Here is a 24,243-nt window from a genome sequence, read left to right on the forward strand (position 1 = left end):
ATGTTACCCAAAGTAAATAAATGTTTACATTATGTTAATTAAATGTTTTCAATATTTGGTGGGTTTTTATTAAGCTGTTGAATTAAAGGCTTTTAATTTGTTTTTTAATACTTTAATTGTAAATTTTTTGTTTCATTTTCAATTGTATGATTTGTAGCCTAGGATTGCTTTAATCGGGAACAAGATGTACCGATTAATAAAAGTATATTCAAACAAATAAACAAATGGAGCGTAAACGTGAATTTATCAAAAATCACAATAGCAACACTTGCTGCCTTTACTTTGGTACAAGCAACAAGCGCAGTAGCTGCAAATAAAAAATATTTAAATCAACAAGCAAATATAAATAATTCAGCACAAAATGGTGTGTCTTCTGTATTGATGGTTAGCCCTGATCAGTTAGTAGGTTTAGAGGCAGGAAATGAGCTGGTTGTATTAAAAGAAATAAAAAGTAATAACGGTGATACAACTCGTCGTTATCAACAAGTATATAATGGATTACCGGTAATTGGAGATACGGTGAGCTTGACGTTTAACAATAATGGGCAACTTAAACGTGCTCATGGTGCTGCTGTATATGATATATCAAGCGATATTGACACAGTTACTCCAAAGTTAAATCAAAAATTGGCAGTAGCTAAGGGATTGCAAAAATCATCTGCAGCGATAAAGTCTGTTGGCTTAGAAAAACATAATGAAAAATCACAATTAGCCATTTGGGTTGATGAGCAAGGTGAAGCGCATTTGGTTTATGAAGTGTCTTATGTTACTTACGGAAGTAACCCATCACGTCCATATCAAATCATAGATGCAAATTCTGGAGATGTACTTTTTAGCTTTGATAACCTTCAACATGCTGATGCGACAGGCCCAGGTGGTAATCTAAAAACCGGGAAATACATTTATGGCACTGATTTTGACAGCTTAAATGTAAGTCAGACGGGCAATAACTGTTCAATGAATACCACAAATGTAAAAACCATTAACCTAAATGGTGGTACTAGTGGCTCAAGTGCATATTCATTTACATGTCCTGAAAATACCTTTAAAGAAATTAATGGTGCCTATTCGCCACTTAATGATGCACATTATTTTGGTAACGTAATTTTTAATATGTATAACGATTGGATTGGTACGCCGCCGCTTTCATTCCAACTGCAAATGCGAGTTCACTATAGTAGTAACTATGAAAATGCATTTTGGGATGGCAGTGCGATGACCTTTGGTGATGGCCAAAATACGTTTTATCCACTTGTTAGCCTAGACGTATCAGCTCATGAAGTAAGCCACGGCTTTACTGAGCAAAACTCAGGTTTAGTTTACAGTGGAAAGTCAGGTGGTTTAAACGAAGCATTCTCTGATATGGCTGGTGAAGCGGCTGAATTTTACATGAAAGGCACAAACGATTGGTTAGTTGGTAAAGATATATTTAAAGGCAACGGTGCTCTTCGTTACATGAATAATCCAACACAAGATGGTAGATCAATTGATAATCAATCAAGCTACTCTTCAGGAATGGATGTTCATTATAGTTCTGGGGTGTTTAATAAAGCATTTTATAACTTAGCAACTACATCTGGTTGGGATACTGAAAAGGCATTTAAAGTGATGGCTCGTGCAAACCAATTATATTGGACTGCAAGCACTAACTGGGATCTTGCTGGTAACGGCGTTATGGATGCAGCTTGTGATTTAAATTACGATCCAAGTGCTGTTAAAGCAGCCCTAAGTGCTGTTGGCGTAAACTCTAATTTAAGTTCGGGTAGTTCATGTGGCACAACCACTCCGCCAGCGGAAGATGAAGCGTTATCTAATGGCGTTACTCGTACTGGTATAAGTGGCTCAGCTAAAGAGCAGTTGTTTTTTACACTTGATGTACCAGCGGGTGCTAGCAATTTAGTATTTAATACTAATGGCGGCTCTGGTGATGCAGATTTATACGTACGATTTGGAAGCAAACCGACACTTAGCACTTATGATTGCAACAGTACAACTTCTACAAGTACTGAAAGCTGCTCTATAGCTAGTGCTCAAGCGGGTACATACTACGTTATGGTAGAGGCATGGAATGCTATTTCAGGCGTTTCATTAACAGGTAGTTATGACGGGTCTACTGGCGGAGGTGTTTCGCCAATTAACCGTACAGAAAGCAATGTGAGTGTTGCTTCAGGTGGTTGGACACGCTTTACGCAAAATTTAGATGCAGGGTATTCTTCACTCGATATTTCAATGGCCGGTGGTTCTGGTGATGCTGATTTATATGTAAATTTTGGTTCAGCATCTAGTACTAGCTCTTATGAGTGCCGCCCATATAAAAATGGAAACGTTGAAACGTGTACGATAGAAAATCCTCAAGCAGGTACATGGTATATAGACTTACAAGGTTATAGCGCGGCAAGCGGTATAACATTAAGTATTTCAGCCAATTAAGTTAATTTCTAGGGAGCATTCGCTCCCTTTTTTATTTTTCAAAACTCCCTCGTCTCAAAGGCAATACTCGACTTAAAAGGTATCAATTAATGAAACACGCGATAAAAATTATGCTATTCAGTGCTAGTACTTTATTACTTACCCAACCCTCATACGCACAAGACACTGAAAGTGTTTGGGTAACGATAGATCCCGTTGCAGCCAAACATTATAAACAGGTTCAAAACTCGTTTAAACCAAATGATGAATTATTGAGTATACAAGATACAACATTACAAACAGTGAATTTGTTAAAAATAAGGCCTGCAAATATTGCTCATTTAAGTGAGTTTATGCATGATAATTATCATCGCTGTGGAGGGTTTGTTGCTCACGATTCGTTAATCGAGGCTAATGAATACACTCAGCAGTTAGCTGCCGTTCAAAATCAAAATCTAAGTGCGTTAGCTGCTACATATAGCATTGACAATCCGCAAACAACTCAGCAATTAATAAATAGTATTAGTCCAAATAATTTGACGAACACAGTTAATTCGATGAGTAGCTTTTATAATCGCTATTACACGGCTCAAACTGGGGTAGATGCCTCACAATGGCTAAAAGATTACTGGCAACAGTTAGCAGCTACACGTAATGATATAAATGTTGATTACTTTACTCATAGCTGGGCGCAGTCGTCGGTCATTGTTACTATTGCAGGAGATGAAGAGGCTGATGAAATTGTCATTATTGGTGGGCATTTAGACTCAATTAATCAATCAAATCCAAGCAACGGTCGCTCACCAGGGGCTGATGATAATGCATCGGGGATTGCTGTATTATCTGAAGTGTTAAGATCGATTGTTGAAAATGATTATAAACCGCAAAAAACAATTCATATAATGGCTTTTGCTGCAGAGGAAGTTGGTTTAAGAGGTTCAAAAGATATTGCTTCATCTTATAAATCACAAGGAAAAAATGTGATCGGCATGGTGCAATTTGATATGACTGGAAACAATGGCAGTAGCGAAGATATTGTAATGATGACTGATTACACTACAAATGCTCAAAACCAATTTTTAGGTCAGTTAATTGATACCTACTTACCTAACATTACCTATGGTTTTGACCAATGTGGGTATGGGTGTTCTGATCATGCATCATGGTATCAACAAGGCTTTGCAGCATCAATGCCATTTGAATCTAGGATGGCTGATATTAATCCGCTAATTCATACACAGAATGACGCTAATTTTGATGCTGACCACGCTAGTAAATTTGCAAAACTTGCTGTGAGTTATTTAGCTGAAATGGCAAAAAATGCTGGTGATATAGTGCCACCAGCTAATAATGAGTTACAAAATGGTGTTGCAGTTTCTGGCCTTGCAGGTGATGCTAAAGCGCAGCTTATCTATACGCTACAGGTACCTAATAATGCAAGTAACTTAAACTTTACTACCTCAGGTGGCAGCGGTGATGCAGACCTATATGTTAAATTTAATACAGCGCCTACATTAGAAAATTTTGATTGTAAAAGTACAACATCATCGAGCAATGAAAGTTGTGATATTGCGAGTGCCCAAAACGGTATTTATTACGTTATGGTAGAAGCATGGAACGCTATTGCTAATGTTTCTCTTATTGCCAGTTATAGTGAAACAACAGCGATTGAACCCATTAATCGAACAGAAACTGATATTAGTGTTGCTACGGGAGATTGGGGGCGGTTTACACAAGACTTAGAAGCAGGGTATTCCTCTTTAAATATAACTATGGCTGGTGGCTCAGGCGATGCCGATTTATATGTGAATTTTGCCAGTCAATCAACTGAATCTGTATATCAATGTAGACCGTATAAAAATGGTAATGCTGAAACGTGTAGTATTACCAGCCCGCAAGCGGGCAAGTGGTATATTGACTTAAAGGGGTACAGCGCAGCTAGTGGAATAACCTTAACTATAAATGCGCAATAATAACTAATGGGAGCTCTGCTCCCTTATTTATATACTCAAACCGATTACTTAATTACTTGCCCTTGATGTTTAGCTTACGTAAAATCCCGCTATTATTTATTGTAAAGTGATTGGTATTATCAAACAACTGTTTAGCGCAACCGGACCTTTGGCGTTGTCTTTAGATGGATACACTCCTCGCCAACCTCAAATAGATATGGCTGTCGCCGTTGCTGATGCATTAAAAAACAGTTCGCAATTGGTCGTTGAAGCCGGTACTGGTACGGGTAAAACGTTTGCATATTTAGCCCCAGCACTTAAATCAAAAGGCCGAACGATAATATCGACAGGCTCTAAAGCCCTACAAGAGCAGCTGTACCATCGCGATTTACCTCAATTAGTGAAAGCGCTCAGCGCCTCTAAAAAAACGGCCCTATTAAAAGGTCGTGCAAACTATCTATGTACATACAGGCTTAATCAGCATGTTGCACATGTACCTACGGACGACTCTGATGTTATGCATCAACTAGCCATGGTTGCTAAATTTGCCAGCGAAACGCAATCAGGCGATTTAGCTGATTGTATTGGTATAGAAGATGATGCCAAAGTACTGCCTTATGTAAATTCAACAGCCGATAATTGTTTAGGTAAAGAATGCCCAGACTTTCAAAGTTGTTATATACGCAAAGCACGTTTAACTGCGGCCGATGCCGATGTTGTCGTGATTAACCATCATTTGTTTTTTGCCGATATGGCCGTAAAAGAAAGCGGCTTTGCCGAGCTTATGCCAAAAGCAGATGCTTACATATTTGATGAAGCCCATCAGTTAAGCGAAATTGCCAGCGATTACTTTGGTGAAAGTGTTAGCACTAAAAAGCTGGTGGACTTAATTAATGACTTACGTGCTATTTATAGAGCCGAAATTCCCGATATGCTGCAGCTCGGTAAAAGCTTAAATAAGCTTGAGACAAGCGTTGCTGATTTACGATTACAGTTTGGCGTTGATGGCGGCCGTGGCGATTGGCGTGAAAAGCTCAGTGATAAACAAATATGCGCAGCACTTCATCGTGTCATAAGCGATTTGGACTTTGTTTACCAAGTACTTAAGCTTTGCCTAGACAGAAGCGATAAAATAGAACACCCTTTTGAGCGTGCACTCGCTTTTAAAGGCCAATTAGAGCGGGTTTTTGATACGGCTCAAACCGGCTTTAGTTATTGGTATGAAACAACGCGCCGTTATTTAACGATTAATATAACGCCATTAAATGTATCAGCTAAGTTTGCTCAAATGATGCAAGACACGGGCGCAGGTTTTGTATTCACTTCAGCAACACTTTCGGTTGACAACAAACTAGCGCATTTTAATGCAAGCCTAGGTTTAAAACCAAAACAAAGCATGATGGTAGATAGCCCATTTGATTACCCTAATCAGGCGCTGCTGTGTTTACCTCGCTACTTACCCGAATCACACGCTGATAATATGCCCCATGCAATTGTAAAATTAACGCTTGAGCTTATAAAATCAGCACAAGGGCGTTGTTTTGTATTATTTACTAGCTATCGAATGATGCATTTGGTAGCCGAAGGGCTAACTACACAAATAGACTACCCAGTTTATATGCAAGGGCAAATGTCTAAGCGTATTATTTTAGAGAAATTTACCCGCCATGGTAATGCGGTATTACTCGGCACGGCTTCTTTTTGGGAAGGTGTTGATGTACGCGGCAGTACGTTAAGTTGTGTTATTATTGATAAATTGCCATTTGCAGCACCCGATGACCCATTATTACAAGCTAAAATGCAAGATTGCCAAATGCAGGGGAAAGACCCTTTTGCGCATATACAATTGCCACAAGCTGTTATTGCACTTAAACAAGGTGTTGGGCGTTTAATACGCGATAGCAAAGATAAAGGTGTACTTGTCATATGTGATAATCGCTTAGTTACACGACAATATGGCCAAGTATTTTTAAAAAGCTTACCGCCAATGCGCCGAACACGAAGTTTAGAAGATGCCAATAAATTTTTACAACAAATTAATTAGAGTAATAAAATGATAAAAAGTAACATTCTAGCCCTTGATGCTTCTACTGAGGCGCTTTCAATTGTTTTACATTTTCAGGGCCAAACATTTCATCATTTTGAAGAGTGTCCGCAGCAGCACAGCCAAAAAATACTTCCACTCGTGGATGAGCTGTTAACTAAAGCAAACTGCAAATTAAAAGATTTAGATGTAATCGGTTTTGGCCAAGGGCCAGGTAGTTTCACTGGTGTACGTATTAGTGTAGCAATAGCGCAGGGTTTAGCGTACTCAACTAACTTACCGCTAGTAGGTGTTTCAACATTGGCTATTATGGCGCAACAAGCGTTTGAACAAAACGGCAGTCTTAGTGTTTACCCAAGTATAGATGCGCGTATGGGTGAAATATATTTTGCCCATTACCAAGCGCAAAATAATTTAATGCTTTTAGTTAACCAAGAATGCGTTATAAAACCTGATTTACTAAACAATGAGTATATAGCAACCACTGAGCCATCTGTAGCGGTGGGCACGGGTTTTAAAACCTATTCTGATGCGCTTAATGACTTTGAAAATGTGACAATTAATAGTGAAATTACATTACCCGATGCACGTTATATGCTAGCGCATGTTGAAGCCGCTTTTTTAGCGGGTGATGTTGTAAAAGCGAGCGACGCTCAACCTAAATATGTGCGCGATACGGTGACTTGGAAAAAGCTACCAGGACGTGAGTAATCATATTATTTGCAAATTGGTTGTTTTTAAATCATAATTTTATGCATTATTAAGGTTGGAGACGCGTAATGACGCTGCCTATTGGTTCAGGTTTTTTTACCGGAGATATTCCGGGTAGGGTTAGCTCTACCAAAGTTGTTACTAATAAACCACAGAACTTATTAGACCAACCGGCTGCTAAAAAAACGAATACCGATTATGTAAAAAGCAGTGTCGAGGGTGTTGAACTGGCTAATCAGCTGTTTAAAAGCAGTGCTAAAAGCAATGAGTACAGGCAAACAATTTACGACCAACCGACAGCTCAAGTAAGCAAAGCGATTTCTACTTATACTGAATTTGCTAATTTAGAACGCAGAGCAGAAGTACAAAATTTAATAGGCGTTGATATATACGCTTAAAGTGCATTACCGCGCTTTACTTGAATATAGCTATAAGATTTAATAAAAAGCCCGAACATGTGTTCGGGCTTTTTGTCATTCAAAATGAAATACAATTTTTATTTTTCAATAAAGCCGATTAGTTTATCAGCAATATCGGTATTGTTTTGCGATCCAATAAATTGTTCACTGCCTTTACCATAAGCAAATACCTGCACGTCTACAGCGGTGTGTCCGCCGGTTGTCCAGCCAGTAAAGCTTGCATCGCTAATAATGCTTTTAACAGCTAAATTAAGCGCTTTTTCACCCGTTTTTTTAGCTTGCTCAAGTTTTATTTGGTTTTCAGTTGTAAATTCAATATTGGTGTTAGCAGTCCATACTGGTTTTAAATCATCAGAATCCAGTAAAAGTTGAGTTAGTTTACCAGCAGTTGCTTTAACACCTTTTACTACATCAGTTTCCCATTTGTATTGACCATGTGCGCCAAGGGTTAACCCGCCTGTTGAATGATCGGCCGTTATGACTAATATAGTGTCTTTGTTTTTATCAACATACGCTTTTGCTTGTTCTATTGATTTAGCAAAATCATCCATCTCAGCCATAGCACAGGCTATATCGTTTGCGTGACCACACCAATCAATTTGGCTGCCTTCAATCATTACAAAAAAACCATTCTTGTTTTGGTCATCTAGCAAATTGAGCGCTTTAGATGTGAGCTGAGTTAGGCGAGTTGGATTTTCATCAAGTGCGAAAGGCAGTCCTTTAGGTGCGTATAAGCCAATGGCTGGTATTTTTGTTATCTGGCTAAGGTTTTTAATATCGTCACCGTATTGATAACCAGCAGCTTTAAACTCATCAACTAAATTACGATCGTCTCTAATAAAGTATTGAGTACCACCACCGAGCATTAAATCGACAGGTAATTTACCTACAATTTTATTATCAATATAGTCGTTGGCAATGTCATTATAATTATTACGCGATTCATTATGTGCAGCAAAGCTTGCTGGAGTGGCATGATTTATTTGTGATGTTGCTACAAGCGCTGTTGTCATACCGCGCTCTTTTGCTATTTCAAGCATGGTTTTAACTGATTTTTTGTCTGTATCTACTGCAATTGCGCCATTGTAACTTTTATGACCGCTACTCAGTGCTGTTGCACCTGCTGCGCTGTCGGTTACATAAGTATGATCGTCAGGGTAAGTATGTGCCATACCTTTCAAAATTGTATCGAAAACAGTTCCTTCAATCTCTTTAGTCGCAGGGTCATCTTTAAAATAGCGATAAGCAGTGGTGTAAGCCGGACCCATGCCGTCACCAATCATATAAATTACATTTTTAGGTGCTGATTCTGCGTAAACACCTGATGTGGCGCATAAAAGTGCCAATAAGCTGATCTGTTTTTTCATGGTTGTACCTTATGAGTGTACCTTATTTAATAGCCGCTTTTATTGTATAGACTTAGTATGATAAATAAATGAATATTTGTAAGAAACCATTTCGGTAGGTGGATTATTTAAGCCGATAGGTTATAAATAGTAATTAGGGCGTGTTGATCTTTGGTGGGTGAATTTGCAGCAGTATGTTTGGTTTTTAGGCAAGGCAGAGCCTATGTTGTGTGTTTATTCCCCATGAATAGGCGATAACGCCGCATAAATACCAAACATGCGCTGCCCTTTGGGTTCTTTCTAGGGACGATCAACTCTTTGTTGCCTACATGGATGTCATAGGTAGGTACTTAAGAAAAATATTAAGTACAGCCTTAAAAATTTGGCTCTACCCCATACTGAAATACTCCTGTTTTTCGATCGCGTTTGGGGTGCGCCCTAGCTGCATTTTTCCTCAGAAAGTCAAATGCTCCATTAACTGCATTTAACAATCCTTTCCTATGCTTCCTAATAATCGCTGTTAATATGCCAATCCACCAAACACCCGTTGTTTTTGCTACTGTCATTGTAGACATTTCAGTTTTGAATATCTTTTCAATACAGCCAGTTAAAAACCTTTTAAGCGTGGTTACTATTAAACTTACATAAATTAGCGCCTCTTGTAAGGTTGCGTTTGATGTTTGAAAGCCGCGTAAATTATTATAAGACTTACACTCCTTAAAAAGTAATTCAACCTGCCAGCGTAACCTATATAATTTGCCTATTTCAGTCGCTGTAAATTCATCAATAGATAAATTAGTGACTAAAAATGTATATTGTTTTTCTTTTTTGACCAATACCCAACGACTCTTGTTAGCTTGTTTTTTATGCTAACATTCATATCAATAAGATCATTTTTAGGTAATTCGGGGAGCAATTCACATAACTTTGGGGAATGACTTCCTGTTAATTCCTGTCCATTTTGCTTAAAAGCATTATGTACTCTGACTGCTTTTAACCCCTTCGCTCTTAATACGTAAAATCCTCCTGCTTTATCTAATTCATGAATATAACTACCTGAATAATACCCTCTATCAGCAAGTAACAACTGTCCTTTCAACTCTTTAAATGTTGAAAGTTCTTCACGTTCAGAGTAACTGTCTGGTGTTATGCCTGCTTTTTCAAAGCAACCTTGCGTTAAATTTAAAGTAGCATGCAATTCAATCGCTGCTGGACACGTATTTGAAAATCGCCCAGGAAAAACATCTTTTAAAGAACGATGAAGCATAATAGAGCTACCGTCCTGAATTAAAATATTCTCAAACTTGAACAAATCTTTTTTCGTGTACTTAAGCGCATCATTTATCCAACAATTAAAAACTCTATTTGTTACCTCTCGCATTAGTTCAGCTAGTTCAGGTTTAACTAACTGGTTATGAAAAGGCTTATACTTAATAGACTGCCCTGTTAGCTGATTATAAACTCTTAATATTTCGGATAAATAGATCGTTTTTTTATCCCCAAGCGCAGCAACAAGACTAACAACCATATGAAATGCGGTAATATTTCTTTCTCTTTTAGTAAATGCTACTTGTTTACCAAGTCGGTTCAGTTTTTTTTCACTTAGGATACTTTTTAACTTATTAATAAAAATGTTAGCATTCATTTGAAGCTCTTTTCTTGATTCTGTGGTTTGTGTGGTAACAACCATTTGATCATGAATTGAGCTTCAACTCAATTTCTTAAGATCTTACCTATGACATGGATGTAGGTAAGGGGCGTGAGCAGGACGCGGAAGCTTTGCTCGGTTTTTACTTATTCTTACATGGATGTAAGCCATTAGGGTAACGCAGGAGCAGTTACCGAGCCCACTAGGTTACAAACCTCGCGCCGCGATTTAATCGTCCCTAGATTGAACAAATTTCAATCCACAAAGGTCAACACGCGCTAAAGTTGTCATTCACAGTATTTATACTCGTTATTATTTATAAAAACATGCAATAGATTAAAACGCTGTTTAGTTTTTAGAAAATTGATCTTTTCTTAAATTTAGGGTTTATTTAACTTATTGAAAATTAATGGTTACTTTGTTTTTTATTTATTGAGTGAAAGTCTCATCAAGGCTGAACAAATAGGGAGATGTTAGTGGTCTGACAACTTGTATGCTATAAATGACAATGCATTAAAAACAACAAGAGGTTTGGTGTGCAGCCATTTAATATTCAAACCAACAATTTAAATATTCATGGTCAAAAGAAAGGGTCGGGCGCTGATGTTGTAATTGCACTGCACGGTTGGCTCGATAATAGTAATAGCTTTGCTCCTATGCTTGATGGCGTTGAGCCTGAGCATACTTGGTACTGTATTGACTTTGCAGGCCACGGTTTGTCATCTTGGCGAAGTCAAGATGCTCACTATTATTTTGTTGATTATATTGATGATTTATACCAGTTTATAAATGCGCTTGGTGTAAAAAAAGTACATTTAGTTGGTCACTCGATGGGAGCCATGGTGGCAGGACTTTTTGCTAGCTGTTTTAACGATTATGTTAAGTCGGTTACCTTTATTGAAGGCATTGGCTGCGTTACAACCCCTAGCCAAGATGTATGCGAACAGTTAAAAAACGCGGTATTAAATAGAACAAGATTAAAAAATAAGAAATCGAGAATTTATAAATCGAAAACGCTAATTTATGAAGCACGCTCACAAACTACCGATTTGAATAATGAACTAATTATGCTTTTAATGAATCGAAACATAAAAGCAATCGATGGAGGGTTTGAATTAACGACTGACCCAAAGCTTAAAAATCACTCAGGTTTTAGGTTTGATGAAGCGCAATGTATTGGTGCAATAAAAGATTTAATTGCACCATGTCAATTAATTATAGGTAATGAAGGTTATACGTTTGTAAAACAGAATTTAGCTAAGTATATTAGTTATTACAGTGACTTAAGTGTAATTAATGTTGATGGTGGACATCATTGTCATATGCAAAGTAGTAACGAATGTTTTGAATATATTCAAGCATTTATGGTGCAAAGTGGTGCACGTTAATTGTATATTGTCGATAAATGTGGGATTATTCCCGCATTAGAGTATTTGCTCAATTGTTAAAGTGCCTTACTTAGATTAAGGTTAATAAAAATATAATTATAAACAGGGGCTAAGAGTGGAAAAAATCTGGCTTAAGCGCTACCCAGAGGGTATGCCTGAAACAATCGATCCTGAGCATTACAACTCGTTACTCGAAGTGTTCGAAAAAAGTTTTAGTGACTACAAAGATTTACCTGCATTTACTAATATGGGTAAAACACTGTCTTATGACGAAATTGATACAGCAACCAAAAAAGTTGCTTCTTACATTCAAAATAATTTAGGTCTCAAAAAAGGCGACAAAGTCGCTGTTATGATGCCCAATTTATTGCAAACGCCGATATCAATTTTAGGTATTTTACGTGCGGGTTGTGTGGTTGTTAACGTTAATCCACTTTATACCGTGCGTGAGTTAGAGCATCAATTAAAAGACTCTGATACCACCGCAATTTTTATTCTTGCAAACTTTGCAGATACGCTTGAAAAATCACTTGCACATACTGATGTTAAACATATCGTAGTTACGCAAGTAGGCGATTTGGTTGGTGGCCTTAAAAAACACATAGTAAACTTTGTTGTTAAGCACGTTAAAAAAATGGTGCCTACATACAATTTACCTAATACGATTAAGTTTTCTGACTTGTTAGAAGCAGATGCAGATGCATATAAACGCCCGGAAATGAACTTAAGCGATTTAGCTTTTTTGCAATACACTGGTGGTACAACGGGTGTATCTAAAGGAGCAATGCTGAGCCACGGTAATATGGTGGGGAATCTTGAGCAAGTATCGGGCTGTTTAGATAAAGTATTGGAACGAGGTAAAGAAGTTGTTGTTACCGCATTGCCGCTTTATCATATTTTTGCATTAACGGCTAACTGCTTAACCTTTATGAAATATGGTGGTTTAAACTTATTAATTACTAATCCGCGCGATATGCCCGGGTTTGTTAAAGAATTAGGACAAACAAAATTTACTGCCATTACGGGTGTTAATACGTTATTTAATGGCTTGTTAAATACTCCAGGTTTTGCTGAACTTGATTTTAGCCATTTGAAAATGTCATTAGGCGGCGGTATGGCCGTTCAACGTCCAGTCGCTGAAAAATGGCAAAAAGTAACTGGCTCAAAATTAATGGAAGGCTACGGCCTTACTGAATGTGCTCCTTTAGTGACTATCAGTCCTTACGATTTGAAAGCGTACAACGGTTCTATTGGCTTACCAGCGCCAAATACTGATATGAAGTTAATTCTTGATAATGGTGAAGAGGCTGCACAAGGTGAGCCTGGTGAGCTATGCGTTAAGGGACCTCAGGTAATGCTTGGTTACTACAAGCGACCAGATGCAACCGCTGAATGTTTAAAAGATGGTTGGTTTGCAACAGGTGATATTGCAACCTATGATGAGGAAGGTTTCTTTTTTATCGTCGATCGTAAAAAAGACATGATTATTGTTTCTGGTTTCAATGTTTTCCCAAATGAAATTGAAGAAGTTATCGCTATGCACGAAGGTGTGCTTGAAGTAGCAGCTATTGGTATTCCACATGATGCAAGCGGTGAACAAGTTAAAGTTTTTGTTGTAAAAAAAGACCCTTCTTTGACTGAAAAAGATATAATAAATCACTGTCGTGATAATTTAACTAATTATAAGGTTCCCAAGCTCGTTGAGTTTAGGGATGAATTACCTAAAACTAATGTAGGTAAAATACTCAGAAGAGCCTTGAAAGATTAGCAACCTATAAAAAAGCCGGCAATAGCCGGCTTTTTTATTGTAGGAGACTAAGTGCAATATCAATTAATCGAAACACAAAATCAACTGAACACTTTTGTTGAACAAATAAAAAACAAGCCTATTTTAGCTATTGATACCGAGTTTATGCGTCGTCGCACTTTGTATCCAGAAGTTGCACTTATCCAAGTATTTGATGGCGAGCATTTAGCTTTGATTGATCCACTGGCTGAACTTTCTTTGTTTGATTTTTGGCAAATATTAAAAGACCCCACCGTACTAAAAGTATTACATTCACCTTCAGAGGATATTGAAGTATTTCAAAAATACGCAGGCTTTGTCCCTGCGCCGTTATTTGATACACAATTTGCACTGCAATTGCTAGGTGAAGGCAACTGTATGGGTTTTGCGCTTATGGTAAAAGAGCTGCTGGGTATTGAAATAGATAAAAGTGAATCGCGTACTAATTGGTTGCAACGTCCGTTAACGACTAAACAACTTGATTATGCAGCAGCTGACACATTTCATTTGCTGCCGTGTTTTAAATTAATTATTGAACGTATTAAAGCAGCTGATTTATTTGATATTGTTATTAATGAAAGCGAATTAATTGCTAATAAACGTGCGTTTCAAACACCCGATGAGCTTTTATATAAAGATATTAAAAATGCATGGCAACTTAAACCACATGAGCTGGCTGTATTAAAAGAGCTTGCTGTATGGCGACGAAATAAAGCAATTAGAAAAAATTTAGCGCTTAATTTTGTTTTAAAAGAACATAACATGACTGAAATTGCAAAACGTGGCCCTTCTAGTCTAAATGCTCTTCGTCAAATTCCTGGTGTTGAAGCTATAGAAGTTAATCGTTCTGGTGTTGAGGTACTAAAATGTATTGAAGCAGCTAAAGCAATACCTGAGAGCGAGCACCCCGAAGTACTTAAGCGCTTAATTGATTTTCCTACTTACAAAAAAGTTGCTAAAGATATAAAGCAAAAAATCACCAAAGTAGCTAAAGAGCACAATATACCAGAAGACGTTATGGCTTCTAAAAAGCAAATTAATCAATTGATCAGTTGGAATTGGAAGCTTACTAATGAGCAAAAAAGGAGTCATATAAAGCCTGACTTACTTAGCTCTTGGCGTTATTCATATGTTCAAGATGCGCTAAAAGAGTGGGATACTTAAGATTAAATATACCCTTTAATTGTGTGACATTTATCTGTTGATTTGCATGGTGAAAAACTTTTAGTTCAGCGCAGAGGATCAAAGCATAGGTATTTAGAGCCGCTATTACAAAGCAGATATAAATAAAATGGGCGCTTTAAGCGCCCATTTTATATTTACTTCTTTTCTTCATCAGGTAACGTAACGTTTAGCTCAAGAACAGCTAGATCATCTTCGTTTTGATCGAATTGAACTTGTACCGCATCGCTACTTACGTTCACGTATTTACGGATCACATCTAAAATATCTTGTTTTAATTGTGGTAAGTAATCCGGCGTTCCTCGTTGAGAACGCTCGTGCGCGACAATGATCTGCAATCGCTCTTTTGCTAATGACGCACTGTTTTTCTTTTCTGAGCGGAAGTAGTCAAGTAAAGACACGTTAACCTCCAAAAATCCGTTTAAATAAGCCTTTTTTCTCTACATCTAAGAAGCGAAAATCGACGGTTTCACCGAGTAAGCGGTTAATAGCATCTGCATAAGCTTGCCCAGCGTCAGATTCACTGTCTAATATAACTGGCTGACCTGAGTTAGATGCACTTAGTACCGCTTGAGATTCTGGAATAACACCTAATAAATCAATAGCTAAAATGTCTTGTACGTCTTCGACTGATAACATTTCACCTTTAGCAACTCGATCAGGATTGTAGCGTGTTAATAGTAAGTGTTCTTTAATGTTTTCTAGGCCTTCTTCAGCACGTTTCGATTTGCTGTGTAAAATACCTAAAATACGATCCGAATCTCGAACTGACGACACTTCTGGATTAGTTGTCACAATTGCTTCGTCAGCAAAATACATTGCCATCATCGCACCGGCTTCAATACCAGCTGGCGAGTCACAAACAATGTAATCAAAGTCTTCTTTTAATTCGTTTAGTACTCGTTCAACACCTTCACGTGTTAATGCGTCTTTATCACGCGTTTGCGATGCAGGGAGTAAAAACAATTTATCAACACGCTTGTCTTTAATAAGCGCCTGATTAAGTTTTGCTTCACCGTTGATTACGTTTACAAAGTCATAAACCACACGGCGTTCACAACCCATAATTAAGTCTAGGTTACGTAAACCAATATCAAAATCTATAATAACAGTTTTATAGCCTTTTAGTGCTAAGCCTGTGCCGATTGCAGCACTTGATGTTGTTTTTCCAACACCGCCTTTACCTGAGGTAACGACAATTACTTTTGCCATGAGATTTATCCTTTAACCAAAGCTGAAATTTCTAATGATTCATTTTTTTGTTGTATTTGCACGGCGTTTCCCCAATGCTCACCTTGGAGTGAATCACTGATCCAATAATTACCATTAATGGAAACAAGCTCTGCCTCTAATTTTTGGCAGAATATATGTGCATTTTTTAATCCTTTTGCACCGGCGATAGCCCGCCCGCGAAGAGTTCCGTATATATGCACATTACCATCGGCAATAACTTCGGCGCCATGACTTACAGCACCTAACACAATTAGGTCTCTGTCTTTTGCATAAACTTGCTGTCCCGAACGTACAGCACCATTGATAATTTGTGCTGGTAAAATTACATTTTTTTCAATGATAGACGTATTAGTTTCCTGTTTAACAGGTTCACTCTTAACGTCTTGTGAATAATTTAAAACAGAGAGCCCAGCAGCTTTCGCATCTATGTGTTGTTCATCAGAACCATTACACACACCAACAGCATTAAAACTCATCCGCTCGATTAATGATTTTAAGTGAACAAAATCGAGTGAACTATTTTTTATCTCAATTAAGTTAACAACAATAGGTGCACCCTCAAAAAACTTAGGTGCTTGGGCTATTTTTATATACAGTTGTTCTGCTAAAAGGTTTATATCAGTAGTATAGAGATGCAAAACTGATAACGTAAAAAGATTCCCTTTTAACTCAAAAATTTGGTCCGACATACACGCTCAATTGAATTGTCTGATCAGAAATTAATCTTAGATAAACATAGGCTGAATAAGGCCTTTAATGAAATTTCTAATCTAATTTTTCTAACTTATTATTACTCTCATGTTATAGTGTGCGGCATTGTTAAGCAAGAATTTATAGGGCCATAATGCTCACTGCAGTATATAAAAGTAAGAAAAAAGCGGATACGTTCTTATTTGTTGAAAAAAGAGATGATTTTAGTAAAGTTCCGGAACCTTTGATGACTATGTTTGGTCAACCTGTTTATGTGATGATCATCAATTTAGCAAAACGTGAGCATTTAGGTGGGGCAGATTTAGAAACTGTAAAAGCAGCGTTATCAAACCCTGATAAAGGCTACTACTTACAAATTCCACCACCTGAGCAAAATTTGCTAAGCCAATTACAAAAAGACAATGGAGTTGATAGTGATTAAAAAACTTATCGTTATATTATGTGGTGTATGTTTAAGCTCACCTGTGATTGCAAAAACTCAGGCTGATTTTCAAGATTATTTAGCTAATTTAAAGCAAGAAGCTATTGCAAAAGGTTATGAGGCCAAACTTATTGACGATGCGTTTGCAACAGCAACGTATAAAGAAAAAGTGGTTTCGGCTGACAAAAACCAGCCAGAAGTAAAAGAAACCCTTGAAACGTATTTACCAAAACGTGTACCACAATGGAAAATTGACCGCGCACGTAAGCTTTACGCAGAAAACAAAGAGGTACTTGAAAAAGTAGCGAAAGAGTTTGGCGTACAATCACGCTTTATAGTCGCGCTTTGGGGACTTGAAAGTAACTTTGGCACTATACAAGGTGGTCATAACGTTATCTCATCATTAGTGACGCTTGCTTTTGATGGACGCCGAGAAGCACTTTATAAACGCCAGCTTTGGGCTGCACTGGATATTTTAAAATCAGGTCACATAACGCTTGATAAATTTAAAGGCTCATGGGCAGGCGCAATGGGGCAAACACAATTTATGCCTACTTCATTTAATGCCTACGCGGTTGATTACAACAACGATGGCCGCAAAGATATTTGGACTACAAAGGAAGATGCATTTGCTTCAATTGCTAATTATTTAAAGCAAGAGGGTTGGAATGACTCACTTACTTGGGGTCGCCAAGTTCAGTTACCTGAAGATTTTGATAGTAAATATGTTTTAGTTCGTGGAACAAAAACACGCAAGCAGTGGTTAGAATATTGGAACGACTCAGAGCGCTCATTAGCTGATTGGCAAGCACTGGGTGTCCGTAAAGCTGATGGTTCTGATTTACCTAATGTAGACGTACGTGCTGCGCTGGTTATGCCTGATGACATAAATGGTCGTATGTATTTAGCGTACGATAACTACAAAGTGTTTATGCATTGGAATCGCTCGTATTACTTTGCTACTAGCGTAGGTTACTTGTCGGATAGAATTGGTTATCCAAAAATCTAATTTTTGAAATATACCTATAAATAAAGCCGCAATTGCGGCTTTATTCTTTTTTGAATATCTTATCTTTTAAGTCAATAACTTTACCAATTCCAGAACCTAGCTTCATCAGCTTATTAAGTTGCTCTGGCGTTAAACGTTGCAGCTCTGATGACCATTTAGTGACAGTTTCAAGTAGGTTGTGAATTTCCCCCATTTGTTTTTGTGCATAAAGCTCATCGTCGTTACTGGCTTCATCTAATAAGTTATCGCGTAGTAATGTTAAGGTGGGCTCAATTTCGCGCTTTTTACGTTCTTCAAATACGCGATTTGCCATATCCCAAATATCGCCAGCAGGGGCGTAGTACTCTTTTCGATCGCCAGGAATATGCTGCACTTTAATTAATTGCCACGATTGCAACTCTTTAATACCCATGCTTACATTACCGCGAGAAATACTAAGCGCATCTGCAATCTCATTGGCTGTCATTGGATTTTTAGTAATAATCAGCAAACCACACATTTGCCCAATCGTACGATTGAATCCCCAGCGGCTGCCCATCTCACCACAATGCATTACAAAGGCAAAATTCTTTTCGGATAAACTCATAGCTTAGTAACTTTCAGTAATTTCAGAAAGTAAATGCTAGCACGCTCATTTTGGATAGCAAGTTCTTAGCCATTTTATAAATTGATTTTAACGACTAAAGTATGATTTAGATTAATATTTATACATCTATATTGGGGTATGTTGTACACAACAATACGTAAATAAATCCTTATTTTTAATTTTTTTCACATACGATGGAATGACTATGAAAGCTGCAATTAATAATGAATACAAAGGTAAATTACAAATAACAGATCTGCCAATTCCTGAGGTTGGAATAAACGACGTTTTAGTAAAAATAGCCGCTTGTGGCGTTTGCCACACCGATTTACATGCCTGTCATGGTGATTGGCCGGTAAAGCCAAAAATGCCATTAGTTCCAGGGCATGAAGGAGTTGGTGTTATTGATAAAGTTGGAAGCAACATTAAGCACTTAGAAGTTGGCGATAGAGTGGGTATTCCTTGGCTCTATAGTGCATGTGGGCACTGTGAGTTTTGCCTAGATGGCAAAGAAACACTGTGTTTATCGCAGCACAATACTGGTTATTCTATTGATGGTAGTTATGCAGAGTATTGCTTAGCGCACGGAGACTACGTTATAAAAATACCCGATGAACTTGGGTTTTCTGAAGCTGCACCGCTATTTTGCGCAGGCGTTACAACGTATAAAGCATTAAAAGTATCAGATGCGAAACCAGGCCAATGGGTTGCTATTGTTGGTGTGGGCGGGCTTGGGCACTTAGCTGTGCAATATGCCAAAGCGATGGGCTTTAACGTTATAGCCGTTGATACCGGCAAAGAAAAGCTTGCGCTCGCTAAAGAACTCGGTGCCGATATAACACTCGATTTTAAAGAGGGGGTTCCGAGCGACGCTATCTTTGAGCAAGTAGGTGGCGCGCACGGCGTTGTGTGTACTGCGGTATCAAAAGCGGGGTTTGAACAAGCATATAAGAGTGTACGCCGTGGCGGTAAATGTGTATTAGTGGGGTTACCTCCAGAGGATATGCCGTTGCCTATTTTTGATACCGTGCTTAATGGAGTCTCGGTAGTTGGCTCTATTGTTGGTACGCGTAAAGATTTACAAGAATGTTTAGAATTTGCCGCTCAGGGTAAAGTTAAAGCCATCATTGAAGAAAAACGCTTAGAGGATATTAATGAAATTTTTGACGATATGCTCAAAGGGGAAATTAATGGTCGCATAGTAGTTACGATTTAATATTAGACCCCATATATAAGCAGATTGGTATAAGTCTTTTTACATACAAAAAAGCACGGTGTCTGAATTAGAATACCGTGCTTTTTAATTGTTTAAACTATTAAAGTGTGTAACTAAAGCTTAGCTTCGCATTGCGCTCTTCCCCTGGCATACCACCTAGAAACATTGCTTTTGAATAATACTTTTTATTAAACAGGTTATTTAGGTTTAATTGTATATGCCATTTGTCTGTAGTGTACGAAACAGCGGTATCGTAAAGCGTGTAACTTGGTACATAACCATCAGGAATACCAAATGATGTTGAGTTAGTGCTACGCTGTGCAACATATGACACACCGCCGCTAATATTTATCGCTTGAGGTAAGTCAAACATATTCGCGTAGTAAGTCACCCATGTACTTGCTGTTACATATGGTACGCCTTTTTGACGCGTATCGTAGCTGCTGCTATTTGGATTCTTTTTGTCGCGGGCATCTTGGTAAACACTGTTTAAGTTGATTTTCCACTTATCGTTTAAGTACGCGTTTAAATCAAGCTCAATACCTTTGGTCTCTTCTTTGCCATCAAAAAAGCTTTCGCTGACATTCGGGGCTGATACGCCAGCTTCATACAGTGGGTTACTGTATTGTAGGTTTGTCCGAGCGCTTTCAAATATAACAACTGAGGCAAGTAATTGATCATCAAATGCCTTGAAACGAACCCCTAAATCATTACTTAATGATTCAGAATCTTTTCGGTCGGCTTCGTTACCTGTCACTGTGCCTAAAACACTATAAGCCGTGCGGCCTTTAGAGTGGTTGACAAAAATAGATAGGTCTTCATTGGGTTGATATGTTGCGCCTAAATTATACGTCAAACCTCCGTCAGAGGTATTCGCTTTAGACTTAGGTGCTGCAAGGCTCTGTCTATAACGTGCATCAACGCCAAGGTGTTCATAGCTTTGTTTAATTTGGTTATAAGCTGCACCTATACGCGTAGTAAATTGATCATTTATATACGCTACATGTTGAATACCTAAGCCCCATGCTTGTACTTTTTTATTGTAATTACTTGTTTTAAGTGGATCGTAATCTTCAAAGTTACCCGTTGGCCAGTTTGGGTTTCTAATATCAAAAATGTACGGAAGCTTACCCTGGTAACTAATCGCTTTGTTTTTATCTCTAATAATATAGTCTTTATCGTAAATTGAATATTGCTCAAAGCGAATATCACGATCTTCATAATTTGCGTTTAAAAGTAGCTCATTGTCTACGCCGCCCAACATAAAGTCATAGCGTAAATCAGCAAAATATTGCCACGACTTTTCATCCGCTTCAACTTGACGATATTCTTGTCGGCGAGCTGCAAAAGGGTAAAGTACATCGTCAACCACTAATGGCGCTCTTGGATCTTGATTAATTACCCCTCTACGATCCCAATATACATAGTTATAAGCACCTGTTTGGCGTGCAAAACTTGATGTGTAATTACGATATTGTAACTGCTGATTTAAAAACAAATCGTCGGTAATGTAATAGTTATGCGTTAATTTAAAGCGTAGTTCTTCACCTTTGTTATCTTTAGCCATCGGTGAAATAATACCGTTTGTGCCAAAGCTATAAGGCGTTAAGCCATCTGATGCGGATAACGAACTTGCTAATTGGTCGCGTTGTGATTCATTGAGTTGTAAACCTGCTGATGTGGCATCATTTACTAAATCGGCACCAGTTACTTCTCCTGCTGTTAAACCATTTACCGACGCAGAGTTGAATATACGAATAGGGTGACCGATAGAGTCAACCGCAATCGCATCTTTAATGTACGCAGCTGAAAGCATGATGTTTTGCTTATCACTAAATACATATTTTAATGACGTAAAAATTTCATCACGGTTTTCTTTTAAATCACGAAAGCCATTGCTTGATGCTGTTTTAGCAACAACACGGTACGCTAAATCATCGGTAATCGCATTTGTGCTATCAACAGACAGTGCATAACTATCCCACTGACCAAGCTCGACAGCCACTTTGTGATTTTCGTTAAACTCAGGTTTTTTTTCTATTAAATTGATGACGCCACCGGCACTGCCCATACCGTATAAACCCGTTGCAGGGCCTTTTAATATTTCGACAGAGTCCACATTGGTCAACGAACGCGTAGGGTTAAATGTGTTGCCAAGTCCTGCACCACCATACATGCCATCGTAGGTGTAGTTAGCGCCTAAACCACGAACGATTAAATTATCACCAATGCCGTAGTTGTTTCCAGCTTGTGTTAAGCCACTTACGTTTCTAACTAAATCTTGTAAATTATCAACGCCTTGGGATTCAATGAGTTCTCGGTCAATAATCACAACCGGTGCTGGCGTTTCCATTAATGACATGTCAGATTTAGTCGCAAGTCCTGAACTCATAACCACGCGGTTTTGTTTTTCGTATACGCTTATACGTTCAATGTCTTCTTCCGCTGTGGTAACTGCAATAGCTGCCTGTGCATTTAAGCATGCAAGAGTAAGTAGTGAGTATTTAAATTTTTTCATGGGGTGATAATTATTCGCATTTAACAAATTTGCGCGAATGATAATGGTTATTATTTTTAAAGTGAATAAAAAGTTCAATTATTTTTCTAAAATAGAACTGTTTGATTGATATTTGAGCTTTAAACGCTTTTTAAGCAACTTTAATTTAAACTAGTTAACATTTAGTTCAAGTTGAGATGTATATAAGGGAGTAAACACGCTGGCTTTAAAAATAATAAAGGCGTGCACTGAGAGTACACCGCCTTTATTTCATTATTTATTTTCTTTATAAATAATGCCTGCTTTCATTACAAAAGGAATTTGCTCTAATAAGGCGATGTTTTTTAATGGGTTGCCTTTTACAGCAATTAAATCTGCGGCAAAGCCTGTTTTAATTTGTCCTAACTGATCATCCATTTTTAATAGTTTCGCGCTACTAATCGTTGATGCTTGGATTGCCTGCAGCTCCGTCATGCCAAATTCAACCATACGTGAAAATTGCTTTGCGTTATCACCATGGGGATAAATTGCTGCATCAGTACCGAATACCATTTTCACACCCGCTTTAACCGCACGGCTAAAGCTATCGCGTTGTTTTTTAGATACTTGGCGTTCTTTATCGAGGTTTTCTTCGTCTACGCCGTTTTGCTCGCCATAAGTTAGCGTGTATTCGGTATTATAAATATCCATAGAAAGCCAAGTACCATGCTTTTTGGCAAGCGCTATGGCCTCGTCATCTAAAAAGCTGGCGTGCTCTACGCTATCAACACCTGCTTTAATGGCTGTTTTAATCCCGCTTGTACCGTGTGCATGAGCAGCTACTGGTAAATCTCGCATATGGGCTTCATCAACAATGGCTTTCATTTCTTCAAAAGAATACTGCTGTGCACCTACTTTAGTCCCTTTTGAAAATACTCCACCTGTGGCGCAAAACTTAATAGCATTTGCCCCGTATTTAATATTTTCGCGTACTTTTATACGCGCAGCCCATGGACCGTCTGCGACGCCACTTGAAGTATATTTAAGCTCAGGAGGTAATCGGTTGTTATCACAGTGCCCGCCAGTAATGCCGAGTGATGGGCCTGCAGCCCAAATACGAGGGCCAACTATGTCACCCGTATTTATGCCGTCACGCACGGCTATGACGCTGTAACCTTCTGCGCCAACATTACGTACTGTTGTAAATCCGGCTTCTAAGGTTTTTTTAGCAAAATGAGCCGCTTTAATCGCCATTCTAGGAACTGACTGGCCTAAACGTTCACTGCGCGGCACCGTAGGATCGCTTGTTAGATGCACATGCATATCCATTAAACCTGGCATAAGGGTTAAATCAGGTAGCTGGATATGTTTATCATCTTTAGTCAGCGTTGGTTTTTTATTTTGTTCAATATTAGTGATCACGCCATCATCAATAGTAATTAAGGGCGATTTAATGAGCTTGCCATCTTCAACATCGACCATGGCTTTTGCTGATAAGTAAGTAACGGCATGGGTATTAAAAGTGGTTAAGCAAAGTAAGGCAATAGAGGTGCTGAGTAGTTGTTTTTTCATTTTATTTTTCTTTTAAATCATATTTGAATTAATAGAAATGTAACAAGTTCAGATAAAAGTGCAAATTTAATACGATGAATGCAATCTATCGTAATTTCTTTATTAAGCACGGTTTAATGCGCATAATTGAACAA

General features: G+C 38.1%; 20 protein-coding genes. 11 read left to right on the plus strand and 9 right to left on the minus strand.

The features are described from left to right. The first annotated feature begins 237 nt into the window (after positions 1-237). The 5 genes from D172_RS19820 to D172_RS19840 all read left to right on the plus strand — a co-directional run bounded on the left by D172_RS19820 (position 238) and on the right by D172_RS19840 (position 7,514). Entirely contained in the window at positions 238-2,430 is a 2,193-nt protein-coding gene (locus D172_RS19820) for a M4 family metallopeptidase (protein ID WP_007376290.1), read from the plus strand. A gap of 89 nt (positions 2,431-2,519) precedes the next feature. Next, positions 2,520-4,382, plus strand: a complete 1,863-nt coding sequence (locus tag D172_RS19825; protein WP_007376289.1) for a M28 family metallopeptidase — start codon at positions 2,520-2,522, stop codon at positions 4,380-4,382. A 106-nt stretch (positions 4,383-4,488) separates the two neighbouring features. Next, positions 4,489-6,405 carry an ATP-dependent DNA helicase gene (locus tag D172_RS19830; protein ID WP_007376288.1) on the plus strand — a complete coding sequence of 639 codons (1,917 nt, stop codon included), beginning with the start codon at positions 4,489-4,491 and terminating at the stop codon, positions 6,403-6,405. 9 nt (positions 6,406-6,414) lie between these two features. After that, positions 6,415-7,116, plus strand: coding sequence for a tRNA (adenosine(37)-N6)-threonylcarbamoyltransferase complex dimerization subunit type 1 TsaB (tsaB, locus tag D172_RS19835; protein WP_007376287.1), 702 nt, complete (start codon positions 6,415-6,417; stop codon positions 7,114-7,116). Positions 7,117-7,184: 68 nt separating this feature from the next. Next, positions 7,185-7,514: a hypothetical protein gene (locus tag D172_RS19840; protein WP_007376286.1), complete on the plus strand. Its 330-nt coding sequence runs from the start codon at positions 7,185-7,187 to the stop codon at positions 7,512-7,514. 98 nt (positions 7,515-7,612) lie between these two features. Here D172_RS19840 and D172_RS19845 read toward each other — a convergent pair whose 3' ends face one another. From D172_RS19845 to D172_RS19850, 3 genes are all read right to left on the minus strand, one after another. Continuing rightward, positions 7,613-8,902 (minus strand): alkaline phosphatase, encoded by a 1,290-nt coding sequence (locus D172_RS19845; protein ID WP_007376285.1) that lies wholly within the window; start codon positions 8,900-8,902, stop codon positions 7,613-7,615. Positions 8,903-9,255: 353 nt separating this feature from the next. Beyond that, positions 9,256-9,717 (minus strand): transposase, encoded by a 462-nt coding sequence (locus tag D172_RS21830; RefSeq protein WP_250636904.1) that lies wholly within the window; start codon positions 9,715-9,717, stop codon positions 9,256-9,258. Next, a complete protein-coding gene (locus tag D172_RS19850) occupies positions 9,684-10,526 on the minus strand; it encodes an IS4 family transposase (protein ID WP_007376284.1) in 843 nt (280 codons plus the stop codon). Before D172_RS19850 ends, D172_RS21830 begins: the two co-directional genes overlap by 34 nt. A gap of 539 nt (positions 10,527-11,065) precedes the next feature. On the opposite strand from D172_RS19850, the gene D172_RS19855 reads away from it, so the two are divergent. From D172_RS19855 to rnd, 3 genes are all read left to right on the plus strand, one after another. Then, the gene (locus tag D172_RS19855; RefSeq protein ID WP_007376283.1) at positions 11,066-11,917 is read left to right on the plus strand and encodes an alpha/beta hydrolase; all 852 of its coding nucleotides are present in this window, start codon (positions 11,066-11,068) and stop codon (positions 11,915-11,917) included. Positions 11,918-12,032: 115 nt separating this feature from the next. Next, complete coding sequence (gene fadD, locus D172_RS19860; protein ID WP_007376282.1) at positions 12,033-13,685, plus strand: long-chain-fatty-acid--CoA ligase FadD; 1,653 nt, start codon at positions 12,033-12,035, stop codon at positions 13,683-13,685. A 51-nt stretch (positions 13,686-13,736) separates the two neighbouring features. Further along, positions 13,737-14,867: a ribonuclease D gene (gene rnd, locus D172_RS19865; RefSeq protein WP_007377620.1), complete on the plus strand. Its 1,131-nt coding sequence runs from the start codon at positions 13,737-13,739 to the stop codon at positions 14,865-14,867. A gap of 155 nt (positions 14,868-15,022) precedes the next feature. On the opposite strand, the gene minE is transcribed toward rnd, so the two are convergent. The 3 genes from minE to minC are packed head-to-tail and all read right to left on the minus strand — an operon-like array spanning position 15,023 to position 16,807. Then, the gene (gene minE, locus D172_RS19870; protein WP_007377619.1) at positions 15,023-15,286 is read right to left on the minus strand and encodes a cell division topological specificity factor MinE; all 264 of its coding nucleotides are present in this window, start codon (positions 15,284-15,286) and stop codon (positions 15,023-15,025) included. A 1-nt stretch (position 15,287) separates the two neighbouring features. Next, positions 15,288-16,097: a septum site-determining protein MinD gene (minD, locus tag D172_RS19875; RefSeq protein ID WP_007377618.1), complete on the minus strand. Its 810-nt coding sequence runs from the start codon at positions 16,095-16,097 to the stop codon at positions 15,288-15,290. A gap of 5 nt (positions 16,098-16,102) precedes the next feature. Beyond that, positions 16,103-16,807 carry a septum site-determining protein MinC gene (gene minC / locus D172_RS19880; protein WP_007377617.1) on the minus strand — a complete coding sequence of 235 codons (705 nt, stop codon included), beginning with the start codon at positions 16,805-16,807 and terminating at the stop codon, positions 16,103-16,105. Positions 16,808-16,962: 155 nt separating this feature from the next. Between minC and D172_RS19885 the strand changes: the two genes are divergently transcribed. Together D172_RS19885 and D172_RS19890 are read left to right on the plus strand one after the other, a co-directional pair. Beyond that, positions 16,963-17,250, plus strand: coding sequence for a YcgL domain-containing protein (locus tag D172_RS19885; RefSeq protein ID WP_007377616.1), 288 nt, complete (start codon positions 16,963-16,965; stop codon positions 17,248-17,250). Continuing rightward, on the plus strand, positions 17,243-18,259 hold the full coding sequence (locus D172_RS19890; protein ID WP_007377615.1) for a lytic murein transglycosylase: 1,017 nt from the start codon (positions 17,243-17,245) through the stop codon (positions 18,257-18,259). The genes D172_RS19885 and D172_RS19890 overlap by 8 nt, the downstream gene beginning before the upstream one ends. Positions 18,260-18,299: 40 nt before the next feature. Here the strand turns inward: D172_RS19890 and D172_RS19895 are convergent, their stop codons facing one another. Beyond that, complete coding sequence (locus D172_RS19895; RefSeq protein WP_010552940.1) at positions 18,300-18,845, minus strand: GbsR/MarR family transcriptional regulator; 546 nt, start codon at positions 18,843-18,845, stop codon at positions 18,300-18,302. Positions 18,846-19,050: 205 nt separating this feature from the next. Between D172_RS19895 and adhP the strand changes: the two genes are divergently transcribed. Further along, the gene (adhP, locus tag D172_RS19900) at positions 19,051-20,061 is read left to right on the plus strand and encodes an alcohol dehydrogenase AdhP (RefSeq protein WP_007377613.1); all 1,011 of its coding nucleotides are present in this window, start codon (positions 19,051-19,053) and stop codon (positions 20,059-20,061) included. 100 nt (positions 20,062-20,161) lie between these two features. On the opposite strand, the gene D172_RS19905 is transcribed toward adhP, so the two are convergent. Continuing rightward, complete coding sequence (locus D172_RS19905; RefSeq protein ID WP_033023744.1) at positions 20,162-22,579, minus strand: TonB-dependent receptor; 2,418 nt, start codon at positions 22,577-22,579, stop codon at positions 20,162-20,164. A gap of 252 nt (positions 22,580-22,831) precedes the next feature. Further along, positions 22,832-24,109 carry a metal-dependent hydrolase family protein gene (locus D172_RS19910; protein ID WP_007377611.1) on the minus strand — a complete coding sequence of 426 codons (1,278 nt, stop codon included), beginning with the start codon at positions 24,107-24,109 and terminating at the stop codon, positions 22,832-22,834. Between the last annotated feature and the right edge of the window lie 134 nt (positions 24,110-24,243).

Origin of the sequence: Pseudoalteromonas sp. Bsw20308 (assembly GCF_000310105.2) — a bacterium.
GTDB classification, from domain to species: Bacteria; Pseudomonadota; Gammaproteobacteria; order Enterobacterales; family Alteromonadaceae; genus Pseudoalteromonas; species Pseudoalteromonas fuliginea.